The organism is Shumkonia mesophila, from assembly GCF_026163695.1.
In the GTDB taxonomy this organism is placed as follows: Bacteria; Pseudomonadota; Alphaproteobacteria; order Rhodospirillales; family Shumkoniaceae; genus Shumkonia; species Shumkonia mesophila.
The window spans coordinates 98,874-111,048 of record NZ_JAOTID010000004.1 but is presented as its reverse complement, the minus strand read 5'-3'; the positions used below and the strand labels follow the sequence as shown (position 1 = coordinate 111,048).

8 protein-coding genes are annotated in these 12,175 nt (G+C 64.5%); all 8 read left to right on the top strand.

The window, feature by feature from the left end; translation table 11 throughout:
- The first annotated feature begins 41 nt into the window (after positions 1-41).
- The 8 genes from secE (at position 42) to rpoC (ending at position 12,006) form a co-directional block, all read left to right on the top strand.
- Positions 42-239, top strand: coding sequence for a preprotein translocase subunit SecE (gene secE / locus ODR01_RS08810; protein WP_316977269.1), 198 nt, complete (start codon positions 42-44; stop codon positions 237-239).
- A 2-nt stretch (positions 240-241) separates the two neighbouring features.
- Positions 242-772 (top strand): transcription termination/antitermination protein NusG, encoded by a 531-nt coding sequence (gene nusG / locus ODR01_RS08805; RefSeq protein ID WP_316977464.1) that lies wholly within the window; start codon positions 242-244, stop codon positions 770-772.
- 98 nt (positions 773-870) lie between these two features.
- Entirely contained in the window at positions 871-1,302 is a 432-nt protein-coding gene (rplK, locus tag ODR01_RS08800) for a 50S ribosomal protein L11 (protein ID WP_316977268.1), read from the top strand.
- A gap of 3 nt (positions 1,303-1,305) precedes the next feature.
- Positions 1,306-2,004: a 50S ribosomal protein L1 gene (rplA, locus tag ODR01_RS08795; RefSeq protein ID WP_316977267.1), complete on the top strand. Its 699-nt coding sequence runs from the start codon at positions 1,306-1,308 to the stop codon at positions 2,002-2,004.
- Between the two features lie 330 nt (positions 2,005-2,334).
- Positions 2,335-2,853, top strand: coding sequence for a 50S ribosomal protein L10 (rplJ, locus tag ODR01_RS08790; protein ID WP_316977266.1), 519 nt, complete (start codon positions 2,335-2,337; stop codon positions 2,851-2,853).
- A 51-nt stretch (positions 2,854-2,904) separates the two neighbouring features.
- Positions 2,905-3,276, top strand: a complete 372-nt coding sequence (rplL, locus tag ODR01_RS08785) for a 50S ribosomal protein L7/L12 (RefSeq protein ID WP_316977265.1) — start codon at positions 2,905-2,907, stop codon at positions 3,274-3,276.
- Between the two features lie 298 nt (positions 3,277-3,574).
- Positions 3,575-7,744 carry a DNA-directed RNA polymerase subunit beta gene (gene rpoB / locus ODR01_RS08780; protein ID WP_316977264.1) on the top strand — a complete coding sequence of 1,390 codons (4,170 nt, stop codon included), beginning with the start codon at positions 3,575-3,577 and terminating at the stop codon, positions 7,742-7,744.
- 29 nt (positions 7,745-7,773) lie between these two features.
- Positions 7,774-12,006 (top strand): DNA-directed RNA polymerase subunit beta', encoded by a 4,233-nt coding sequence (rpoC, locus tag ODR01_RS08775; protein ID WP_316977263.1) that lies wholly within the window; start codon positions 7,774-7,776, stop codon positions 12,004-12,006.
- Positions 12,007-12,175 lie beyond the last annotated feature (169 nt).

Below are 12,175 nucleotides of genomic sequence, written 5' to 3'. Positions count from 1 at the left end.
CATACCTTAAATCCCGACCCGAACCCCCCGTGTAGGCGAATATGGCAAAAACCACTCCAGCGCAGTTCGTCCAGGAAGTACGCCAGGAAGTCGCCAAGGTCACGTGGCCGACGCGCAAGGAAACCATGGTCTCCACCGCCATGGTTTTTCTGATGGTCATTCTGGCGGCATTGTTCTTTTTCCTCGTTGACGAGATTCTGGCGGTCGGCATGCGCCTGATTTTCGGGTTCGGAGGGTGATGATGGCCGCCAACTGGTACGTGATCCACGTCTATTCGGGCTTCGAGAAGAAGGTCGCCCAGTCGATCGAGGAGCAGGCCAAGCAGATCGGCATGGCCGAGCATATCCTGAAGGTCCTGGTGCCGATGGAGGAAGTGGTCGAGGTCAGGCGCGGCACCAAGGTCAATTCCGAGCGCAAGTTCTTCCCGGGCTACGTCCTGGTGCAGATGGAGATGACCGACGAAACCTGGCACCTGGTCAAGAACACGCCGAAGGTGACCGGCTTCCTGGGCGGCCGTGGCCGTCCGACGCCGATCTCCGAGGCCGAGGCGCAGCGGATCATGCATCAGGTCGAGGAAGGCCTGGACCGGCCGAAGATGTCGGTGTCCTTCGAGATCGGCGACCAGGTGCGGGTCAGCGACGGGCCGTTCACGTCGTTCAACGGCAACGTCGAGGAGGTCGACGAGGAACGGGCCCGGCTCAAGGTGTCGGTGTCCATCTTCGGCCGCGCCACCCCGGTGGAACTGGAGTACTCGCAGGTCGAGAAGCTGTAAACGCATTCCGCCCGCCCATGGGGGGCGGCGGTTCCGATGCGGGAGGCCCGCCATGGCCGCACCGCGTCCCCTATGAAGACTGATGACAGAGGGAAAAAATGGCAAAGAAGATTCAAGGGTACATCAGGCTGCAGGTGCCTGCGGGGCAGGCCAATCCGTCGCCGCCGATCGGGCCGGCGCTGGGTCAGGCCGGCCTCAACATCATGGAGTTCTGCAAGACGTTCAATGCCCAGACCTCGAAGCTGGAACCGGGCATGCCGATCCCCGTGGTGATCACGGCCTATCGCGACCGTACCTTCTCGTTCGTCACCAAGACCCCTCCCGTCGGCTTCTTTCTCAAGAAGGCGGCCGGCATCACCAAGGGAACGGCGACAGCGGGCAAGGACACGGTGGCTTCCGTCACCATGGCGCAGGTTCGCGAGATCGCCGAAAAGAAGTTGCCGGATCTGAACACCAAGGACATCGAGGCGGCCTCCCAGATGATCATTGGTTCGGCGCGTTCCATGGGCATTGAAGTGGTGGAGGAATAGGCCATGGCGACCAAAGGAAAACGGCTGCGCGTGGTCTATGAAACCATCGATCGCGAGACCCAATACGATCTGTCCGACGCCGTCAAGCTGATCAAGAACGGGGCCAAGGCCAAGTTTGACGAGACCGTCGAGATCGCCATCAACCTGGGCGTCGATCCCCGACACGCCGACCAGATGGTGCGTGGCGTGGTGTCGCTTCCGAACGGCACCGGCAAGTCGCTGCGCGTCGCGGTGTTCGCCAAGGGCGACAAGGCCAAGGCGGCGACGGATGCCGGCGCCGACATCGTCGGTGCCGACGACCTGGCGGAGAAAGTGTCGGGGGGCGAGATCGCGTTCGATCGCTGCATCGCCACGCCCGACATGATGGCGGTGGTCGGCCGGCTGGGCAAGATCCTCGGGCCGCGCGGCCTGATGCCGAACCCCAAGCTGGGTACCGTGACCAACGACGTTGCCGAGGCGGTGAAGGCCGCCAAGGGCGGCCAGATCGAGTTCCGTGTCGAGAAGGCCGGCATCATCCATGCCGGGGTCGGCAAGGCGAGCTTCAGCGAAGCGGCCATCGCCGAGAACGTGAAGGCCTTCGTCGACGCCATCAACCGGGCGAAACCGGCCGGTGCCAAGGGGACCTACCTCAAGGGCATCAGCCTGAGTTCCACCATGGGCCCGGGCGTGAAACTGAACGTGGCGAACCTGGTCGGCGGCTGAGCCGGCCACGCCTAACCAGCTACCTTCCGCTTCCCGCGAGGGGGCGGAGGGCGGCCGGGGCATCGAAACCGCCCCGGACCTGTCCAAGACCGTAGGTGCCAGACGTGGGTTTCGGCCCGCCGACGGCCTAAAGGGGCGACCCGCCTGCACAGACAGTGTCGAGAACCGTTTTTCGGGCGTTTCGCCGAAACGCCCGTGGACGGCTTGAACTGACGCAGCGGACAGGAGAACCGGTTCCCCCGCAAGGACTTTGGGGGGGCCAGAAGTCCATCGGCGTCAGGCTCCGGCCCCAAGGGACCGGAACTTGAGCCAAAAAACTGGAGACGATCTGTGGACCGATCGCAAAAAGAAGCTCTGGTCGCTTCGATGCATCAGACGTTCGAGGAGACGGAGGCCATGGTCGTTACCCATTACTCGGGTATGACCGTCGCCGAAATCACCAAGCTCCGCGAACAGATGCGCGTAGCGGGCGCGAGCTTCAAGATCACCAAAAATCGGCTCACGCGTCTAGCCCTCGCGGGCACCAAGTACGAGGGGCTGAGCGACCTTTTCACCGGACCGACGGCGATTGCCTTTTCGGCCGACCCGGTGGCGGCCGCGAAGGTCACCTCGAATTTTGCCAAGGATAACGAGAAGCTGATCATCCTTGGCGGAGCGATTGGCAAGGCCATGTTCGACGCCGCTGGCGTCAAGGCCCTGGCCAATCTTCCGTCGCTGGATGAGTCGAGGGCCAGGATCATTGGCCTGCTGACCGCGCCGGCAGCTCGCATTGCCAGCCTGCTTCAGGCGCCTGGCAGTCAGATTGCCCGCGTCCTTGGCGCGTATGCCCAAAAAGGGGAAGCCGCGTAAGCGCGTTTTTCCATCCGTTACTGACAGTTCAAGCCTAGGAGAAAGTTCAAAATGGCGAACCTGCAACAAATCGTCGAGGATCTGTCGGCCCTCACCATCATGGAGGCCGCCGAGCTCAGCAAGATGCTCGAGGAGAAATGGGGCGTTTCCGCCGCCGCTCCGGTCGCGGTCGCGGCCGCGGCTCCCGGCGCCGCCGCTGTGGTCGAGGAGAAGGACGAGTTCACCGTCGTTCTCACCGCCTTCGGCGACCAGAAGATCAACGTCATCAAGGAAGTCCGGGCCATCACCGGCCTCGGGCTGAAGGAAGCCAAGGATCTCGTCGAAGGCGCGCCCAAGCCGGTCAAGGAAGGCGTGAAGAAGGACGAGGCCGCTGAGATCAAGAAGAAGCTGGAAGCCGCCGGCGCGACGGTGGAACTGAAGTAACGTGCCGCATTTGGCGCGACACACCAGCTTTGCCTAAAGCCGGCCTGGGGCCGGATGGGGGAGCCCCGACGGGGATTTCCGCCATCCGGCCCGACCGGTCTTCTAACGCATCCACCCGCATTGGCCTTGCCGCGGCCGGGAAAAGTGGATGTGCCGATATGACGGGTGCCGGGCCTCTTCGGGGGGACAGCCGGCACCGAGGGTCCTGACAAGGGCCGTTTCATGGTCTCGTTTCCGTAGGCGGCGGTGGTCGACGGAGGACGGGACGGAACCGGATAGCACACTGCGGGGATTTGGAATGGCTATGTCTTTCACCGGTCGCAAGCGTATTCGCAAGGATTTCGGCAGGCTGTCGACGATCGCGACGATGCCCAACCTCATCGAGGTTCAGAAAACCTCGTACGAACAGTTCCTGCAAAGGGACACGCGGCCCGAAGAGCGCACCGACACCGGCCTCCAGGAAGTCTTCAAGTCCGTGTTCCCGATCACGGATTTTTCCGAACGCGGCACGCTGGAGTTCGTGCGCTACCAGTTCGAGGAACCGAAGTATGACGTCGAGGAGTGCCAGCAGCGGGGCATGACCTATGCCGCGCCGCTCAAGGTGACGCTGCGCCTGGTTGTCTGGGACGTCGACGAGGACACCGGGTCCCGTTCCGTGCGCGACATCAAGGAGCAGGACGTCTACATGGGCGACATGCCGCTGATGACGGCGAACGGCACCTTCGTCATCAACGGGACCGAGCGCGTCATCGTCTCGCAGATGCACCGTTCGCCCGGCGTCTTCTTCGACCACGACAAGGGCAAGACCCATTCCTCGGGCAAGTTCCTGTTCGCGGCGCGGGTGATCCCCTATCGCGGTTCGTGGCTGGACTTCGAATTCGATGCCAAGGATCTGATCTACGTGCGCATCGACCGCCGGCGCAAGCTGCCGGTGACGACCATGCTGATGGCTTTGGAGGGCGCCGCCACCGAGGCGCTGCGCGCCGAGCGCGGGAAGGACGGTAAGCCGCTCGATTCCGCCGAAATCACCGGCATGAGCCCCGAGGAGATCCTCAACTACTTCTACGACCAGGTGGTCTTCACCCGCACCGCCAAGGGATGGCGCACGCCGTTCCTGCCGCAGCGCATGAAGGGCACCAAGCTGACCGTCGATCTGGTCGACGCCAAGACCGGCAAGGTGGCGGCCGAGGCCGGCACCAAGCTGACCGCCCGCATGCTGCGCCAGATCCAGGAGCAGGGGCTCAAGGAACAGCTGGTTCCGAAGAACGACCTGATCGGCCACTACGTTGCCGAGGATCTCATCAACGAGGCCACCGGCGAAGTCTACGTCGAGGCCGGCGAGGAGATCACCGAGTCCGTTCTCGAAGCGCTCGAGGCGGCCGACGTCGCGACCATCCCGACGCTGGCCATCGACCACATCAACGTCGGCCCGTACATCCGCAACACGCTCGCCGTCGACAAGAATTCGTCGCGCGAGGAAGCGCTGATCGACATCTATCGCGTCATGCGCCCCGGCGAGCCGCCGACCCTGGAGACGGCAGAGGCGCTGTTCCGCGGCCTGTTCTTCGATTCCGAGCGCTATGACCTGTCGGCCGTCGGCCGCGTCAAGATGAACTCGCGCCTGGGCTTCAAGACCGAGGACACACTGCGCACGCTGCGCAAGGAAGACATCCTGGCCGTGGTCAAGGTCATGGTCGAGCTCAAGGACGGCCGTGGCGAGATCGACGACATCGACCACCTGGGCAACCGGCGCGTCCGCTCGGTGGGCGAGTTGATGGAGAACCAGTACCGCATCGGGCTTTTGCGCATGGAGCGCGCCATCCGCGAGCGGATGAGCTCGGTCGACATCGACACCGTGATGCCGCACGACCTCATCAACGCCAAGCCGGCGGCCGGCGCGGTCCGCGAGTTCTTCGGCTCGTCCCAGTTGAGCCAGTTCATGGACCAGACCAATCCGCTGTCGGAAATCACCCACAAGCGGCGTTTGTCGGCGCTTGGACCGGGCGGTCTGACCCGCGAGCGGGCCGGCTTCGAGGTGCGCGACGTGCACCCCACCCACTACGGCCGCATCTGCCCGATCGAGACCCCGGAAGGCCCGAACATCGGCCTTATCAACAGCTTGGCGACCTTCGCGCGCGTCAACAAGTACGGGTTCATCGAGACCCCGTACCGCAAGGTCGAGAAGGGCACGCTGACCGACGAGGTGCTGTACCTGTCGGCGATGGAGGAAGGCAAGTTCACCATTGCCCAGGCCAACGCCGAGGTCGACGACAAGGGCCACTTCACCACCGATCTGGTGAGTTGCCGCCAAGGCGGCGACTACCTGATGGTGCGTCCCGAGGACATCGACTACATCGACGTTTCGCCGAAGCAGCTGGTGTCGGTGGCTGCCGCGCTCATCCCGTTCCTGGAGAACGACGACGCCAACCGCGCCCTGATGGGCTCGAACATGCAGCGCCAGGCGGTGCCGCTGGTCCGCGCCGAGGCCCCGCTTGTGGGCACCGGCATGGAAAGCGCGGTGGCCCGCGATTCCGGGGCCACCATCGTCGCCCGCCGTCCGGGCGTGGTCAACCAGGTGGACGCCACCCGTATCGTCGTGCAGGCGACCGAAGAGACGTCGCACGCGGCGCCGGGCGTCGACATCTACACGCTGCTCAAGTTCCAGCGCTCCAACCAGAACACCTGCATCAACCAGCGCCCGCTGGTTCGCGTGGGTGATCGCGTGGAGGCCGGCGACATCATCGCCGACGGCCCCTCGACCGAGCTGGGCGAACTGGCGCTCGGGCGCAACGTCCTCGTCGCCTTCATGCCGTGGAACGGCTACAACTTCGAGGACTCCATCCTCATTTCCGAGCGTATCGTCAGCGACGACGTCTTCACCTCGATCCACATCGAGGAATTCGAGGTGATGGCGCGCGACACCAAGCTCGGGCAGGAGGAAATCACCCGCGACATCCCCAACGTCGGCGAGGAAGCGCTGCGCAACCTCGACGAGGCCGGCATCGTCTACATCGGCGCCGAGGTCCAGGCCGGAGACATCCTGGTCGGCAAGGTGACGCCGAAGGGCGAATCGCCGATGACTCCGGAGGAGAAGCTGCTGCGGGCCATCTTCGGCGAGAAGGCGCACGACGTGCGTGACACGTCGCTGCGGCTGCCGCCCGGGGTGACCGGCACCATCGTCGAGGTTCGCGTCTTCTCGCGGCGCGGCGTCGACAAGGACGAACGCGCGATGGCCATCGAGCGGGCGGAGATCGAGCATCTGGCCAAGGACCGCGACGACGAGCGGGCCATCCTGGAGCGTAACTTCAACCAGCGCCTGCGGACCCTGCTGCTGAACCGCAAGGCGGTCGGCGGCCCCAAGGGCCTCGAAGCCGGCATCAAGCTGACCGAGGAGGTCCTCGACCGCTTCACGCCCGGCCAGTGCGCCCAGATCGTCGTCGGCACCGACAAGGTGATGCAGGACGTCGAGGCGCTGAAGAAGCAGTTCGAGGAAAGCATCGCCAAGCTGCAGGGCCGCTTCGAGAACAAGGTCGAGAAGCTGCAACGCGGCGACGAACTGCCTCCCGGCGTCATGAAGATGGTCAAGGTTTTCGTCGCGGTGAAGCGCAAGCTGCAGCCGGGCGACAAGATGGCCGGCCGTCACGGCAACAAGGGCGTCGTTTCCAAGATCGTTCCCATCGAGGACATGCCCTACCTGGAAGACGGCACGCAGGTCGACATCGTGCTCAATCCGCTGGGCGTGCCGTCGCGCATGAACGTCGGGCAGATTCTCGAAACCCATCTCGGCTTCGCCTGCGCGGGGCTGGGGCGGCAGATCGGCGAGGTGCTGGACGCGGTGCGTGGCGGGGGCGACCTCAAGAAGCTGCGCAGCACGCTGAAGGGCGTCTACGGATCGACGATCTATAAGCAGCAAGCGGCCGATTTCGACGACGAGGAGACCCTCGTGCTTGCGGAAAACCTGCGAAACGGCGTGCCGATAGCCTCGCCGGTGTTCGACGGCGCCCGCGAGAGCGACATCGTCGACATGCTGAAGCAGGCCGGGCTCGACGCCTCGGGCCAGGTGACGCTGGTCGACGGACGGACCGGCGACGCGTTCGACCGCAAGGTGACGGTGGGCTACATCTACATGCTCAAGCTTCACCACTTGGTTGACGACAAGATCCATGCACGCTCGATCGGGCCTTACAGCCTGGTGACCCAGCAGCCGTTGGGCGGCAAGGCGCAGTTCGGCGGACAGCGGTTCGGCGAAATGGAGGTTTGGGCGCTCGAGGCTTACGGCGCCGCCTATACCCTCCAGGAAATGCTGACCGTGAAATCCGACGACCAGGCCGGACGGACGAAGGTTTACGAATCCATCGTCCGCGGCGAGGACAATTTCGAAGCCGGTATTCCGGAGTCCTTCAACGTCCTGGTCAAGGAACTGCACTCGCTCGGCCTTAACGTCGAGCTGAACCAGCGCAAATTTTAGCCTCTGAATCGAAGCGAGGAGGACGGCATATGAATGAACTCATGAAGGTATTCGGGCAGGTCGGCGGCACCCAGCGCTTCGATCAGATCCGCATTTCCATCGCCAGCCCGGAGCGCATCCGGTCGTGGTCGTTCGGCGAGATCAAGAAGCCCGAGACTATCAACTATCGGACCTTCAAGCCGGAGCGGGACGGCCTGTTCTGCGCCCGCATCTTCGGCCCCATCAAGGACTACGAGTGCTTGTGCGGCAAGTACAAGCGCATGAAATACAAGGGTATCACCTGCGAGAAGTGCGGCGTCGAAGTGACGCTCCAGAAGGTGCGGCGCGAGCGCATGGGCCACATCGAGCTGGCCTCGCCGGTCGCCCACATCTGGTTTCTGAAGTCGCTGCCCAGCCGCATCGGGCTGCTGCTCGACATGACGCTCAAGGATCTCGAGCGGGTTCTCTATTTCGAGAACTACGTCGTCGTCGAGCCCGGCCTGACGCCCTTGAAGCTCAAGGAAATGCTGACGGAGGATCAGTATCAGAACGCCGTCGAGGAATACGGCGAGGATGCGTTCACCGTCGGCATCGGGGCCGAGGCCATCCGCGACATGCTGGCCACCATCGACCTGGACGAGGAGTGCGAAAGCCTTCGCGCGGATCTCATCGAGACCAACTCCGAGGCCAAGCGCAAGAAGTTGGTCAAGCGCCTGAAGCTGGTCGAGGCGTTCCTTGAATCCGGGTCGCGGCCGGAATGGATGATCCTCGAGGTCATTCCGGTGATCCCGCCGGAACTGCGGCCATTGGTGCCGTTGGATGGCGGCCGCTTCGCCACCTCCGACCTCAACGACCTGTACCGGCGGGTGATCAACCGCAACAACCGCCTGAAGCGGCTGATCGAACTGCATGCCCCCGACATCATCGTGCGCAACGAAAAGCGCATGCTGCAGGAGGCGGTCGACGCGCTGTTCGACAACGGCCGGCGCGGCCGCGCCATTACCGGCGCCAACAAGCGGCCGCTCAAGTCGCTGGCCGACATGCTGAAGGGCAAGCAGGGCCGCTTCCGCCAGAACCTGCTGGGCAAGCGGGTGGATTATTCCGGCCGTTCGGTCATCGTCGTCGGTCCGGAACTGATGCTGCATCAGTGCGGCCTGCCCAAGAAGATGGCGGTCGAACTGTTCAAGCCGTTCATCTATTCCAAGCTCGAGCTCTATGGCATGGCCACCACGATCAAGGCGGCCAAGCGCATGGTCGAGAAGGAACGGCCGGAGGTGTGGGACATCCTCGAGGAGGTGATCCGCGAGCACCCGGTCCTCTTGAACCGGGCGCCGACCCTGCACCGCCTGGGCATCCAGGCTTTCGAGCCCAAGCTCATCGAGGGCAAGGCGATCCAGCTTCATCCGCTGGTCTGCGCGGCCTTCAACGCCGACTTCGACGGCGACCAGATGGCGGTTCACGTGCCGCTGTCGCTGGAAGCCCGCCTGGAAGCCCGCGTGCTGATGATGTCGACCAACAACATCCTGAGCCCGGCCAACGGCAAGCCGATCATCGTGCCGTCCCAGGATATCGTGCTCGGCCTCTATTACATTTCGATGGAGCGCGAGGGCGAGCCGGGCGAGGGCATGGTCTTCACCGGCATTGGCGAGATCCTGCAGGCGCTGGATGCCAAGGTCGTGTCGTTGCACAGCAAGATCACGGCCCGCTACCGCACGGTCGACGCCGACGGCAAGCCGACGGTCCTGCGCATTCAGACGACGCCGGGCCGCATGCTGTTGTCCGAGATCCTGCCGCGCAATCCGCACGTGCCGCTCGATCTCATCAACCGGCTGCTGACCAAGCGCGAGATCTCCGAAGCCATCGACATGGTCTATCGCCACTGCGGCCAGAAGGAGACGGTCATCTTCGCCGACCGCATGATGGCGCTGGGCTTCGAATACGCCTGCAAGGCCGGCATTTCCTTCGGCAAGGACGACCTGGTGGTGCCCAAGAGCAAGGTGCCGCTGGTGCGCAAGACCGAGGAGCTGATCAAGCAGTACGAGCAGCAGTACCAGGACGGCCTGATCACCCAGGGCGAGAAGTACAACAAGGTGGTCGACGCCTGGTCCCACTGCACCGACCAGGTGGCCGACGAGATGATGAAGGAAATCTCGACGGCGAAGCCGGGCGAGCCGGTGAACTCGGTCTACATGATGGCCCACTCCGGTGCCCGCGGTTCGGCGGCCCAGATGAAGCAGCTGGCTGGCATGCGCGGCCTGATGGCCAAGCCGTCGGGCGAGATCATCGAGACGCCGATCATTTCCAACTTCAAGGAAGGCCTGACCGTGCTCGAGTACTTCAACTCGACCCACGGCGCCCGCAAGGGACTGGCCGATACCGCCTTGAAGACGGCCAACTCGGGTTACCTCACCCGCCGGCTGGTCGACGTCGCGCAGGACTGCATCATCACCGAGGAGGACTGCGGCACCCATGACGGCATCACCCTCAGGGCCGTGGTCCAGGGCGGCGAGGTCATCGCCTCGCTGGCCGAACGCATCCTCGGGCGCGGCGCCGCGGACGACATCGTCGATCCGGCATCGGGCGAAGTGTTGGTCAAGGCCGGCGATCTGATCGACGAAGAGGCGGTCGCCCGCATCGAGGAGTGCGGCGGCATCGAGGCGGTGAAGATCCGCTCGGCGCTGACCTGCGGCACGCGCCTCGGCATTTGCGCCACCTGCTACGGTCGCGATCTGGCCCGCGGAACGCGGGTCAACATCGGCGAGGCGGTGGGCGTCATCGCCGCCCAGTCGATCGGCGAGCCCGGCACCCAGCTGACCATGCGCACCTTCCACATCGGCGGCGCCGTGCAGCGCGGGGCCGAGCAGTCCAAGGTCGAGGCGGCGTTCGACGCCAAGGTGGCGCTGCACAACGTTTCGACGGTCAAGAACAGCGAAGGCGTCCATGTCGTCATGAGCCGCAACGCCGAGGTGGTGTTGAGCGACAACAAGGGCCGCGAGCGAGCCCGCCACCGGATTCCCTACGGCGCCAAGCTGGCGGTCAAGGACAACGCCAAGGTGACGCGCGGCGACGCCCTGGCCGAGTGGGATCCCTACACGCTGCCGATCATCACCGAGAAGCCCGGCGTCGTTCACTACGTCGACCTGGTCGAGGGAACGACCATGGTCGAGCGCGTCGACGAGGCCACCGGCATCGCCTCCAAGGTGGTCATCGACTGGAAGCAGCAGCCCAAGGGGGCCGAGCTTCGGCCCCGCATCACGCTGCGCGACGAGAAGGGCGAGTTGGTGACCCTGGCCAAGGGGATCGAGGCCCGCTACTACCTGACGGTCGACGCCATCCTGTCGGTCGAGCCGGGCCAGAAGGTCCACGCCGGCGACGTCGTCGCCCGCGTGCCGCGCGAGTCGGCGAAGACCCGCGACATCACCGGCGGCCTGCCGCGGGTGGCCGAGCTGTTCGAGGCCCGCAAGCCCAAGGACCACTCGATCATCAGCGACATCGACGGGACCGTCGAGTTCGGCAAGGACTACAAGTCGAAGCGCCGGATCATCGTCAACCCGTCGGCCAAGGATGAGGAACCGCACGAGTACCTCATTCCCAAGGGCAAGCACGTCAGCATCCAGGAAGGCGATTTCGTGCGCAAGGGCGACTCGCTGATGGACGGCAGCCCTGTGCCGCACGATATCCTGCGCGTCATGGGGGTCGAGGCCCTGGCCGACTACCTGGTCGCCGAGATCCAGGACGTCTACCGTCTGCAGGGCGTGAAGATCAACGACCGCCACATCGAGGTGATCGTTCGCCAGATGTTGCAGAAGGTCGAGATCACCCAACCTGGCGACACCACGTTCCTGGTCGGCGAGCAGATCGACCGCATCGAGTTCGACATGGTCAACGCCAAGGCCGCCGAACGCGACCTGCGGCCGGCCGTGGGCGTTCCGGTGCTGCAGGGCATCACCAAGGCCAGCCTGCAGACGCAGTCGTTCATTTCGGCGGCGTCCTTCCAGGAAACCACCCGTGTCCTCACCGAGGCAGCGGTTTCCGGGAAGACGGACGACCTGGAAGGCCTCAAGGAGAACGTCATCGTCGGCCGGTTGATCCCGGCCGGCACGGGCAGCGTGATGAACCGCTTGCGGGCCATCGCCGCCCAACGTGACCGCGAGATGGCGGAAGTCGATGGCGGCCAGCCCGAGGCCGTCGAAGAGGGGGCCGGCCCGGCCCACATCGCGGCCGATGCGAAGGGCAAGGCCTCGGCAACCGACGCCGGAACGGCCGGCGGCGGCGACGACTAGGCCGGCTCCGGCCGGTTTTTCCGCGGATTCCCTGGGGATATCGGGTTTTGCCCGGTATCCCCGCCGGGACCCTCGGCGGGGCCGGCGAAAGCCGTAGGATTTAAGGATTGTTTTGCTTGACTGGGTAGGGCGGCGAAACTAGTATTCGCCCCTCTTCGCAAGGGGCCGG

What these genes read in the sequence shown, in the direction of transcription:
- rpoC (WP_316977263.1), top strand. Translation starts at nt 7,774, where the DNA reads ATGAATGAACTCATGAAGGTATTCGGGCAGGTCGGCGGCACCCAGCGC.
- rplL (WP_316977265.1), top strand. Translation starts at nt 2,905, where the DNA reads ATGGCGAACCTGCAACAAATCGTCGAGGATCTGTCGGCCCTCACCATC.
- secE (WP_316977269.1), top strand. Translation starts at nt 42, where the DNA reads ATGGCAAAAACCACTCCAGCGCAGTTCGTCCAGGAAGTACGCCAGGAA.
- rplA (WP_316977267.1), top strand. Translation starts at nt 1,306, where the DNA reads ATGGCGACCAAAGGAAAACGGCTGCGCGTGGTCTATGAAACCATCGAT.
- rplK (WP_316977268.1), top strand. Translation starts at nt 871, where the DNA reads ATGGCAAAGAAGATTCAAGGGTACATCAGGCTGCAGGTGCCTGCGGGG.
- nusG (WP_316977464.1), top strand. Translation starts at nt 242, where the DNA reads ATGGCCGCCAACTGGTACGTGATCCACGTCTATTCGGGCTTCGAGAAG.
- rpoB (WP_316977264.1), top strand. Translation starts at nt 3,575, where the DNA reads ATGGCTATGTCTTTCACCGGTCGCAAGCGTATTCGCAAGGATTTCGGC.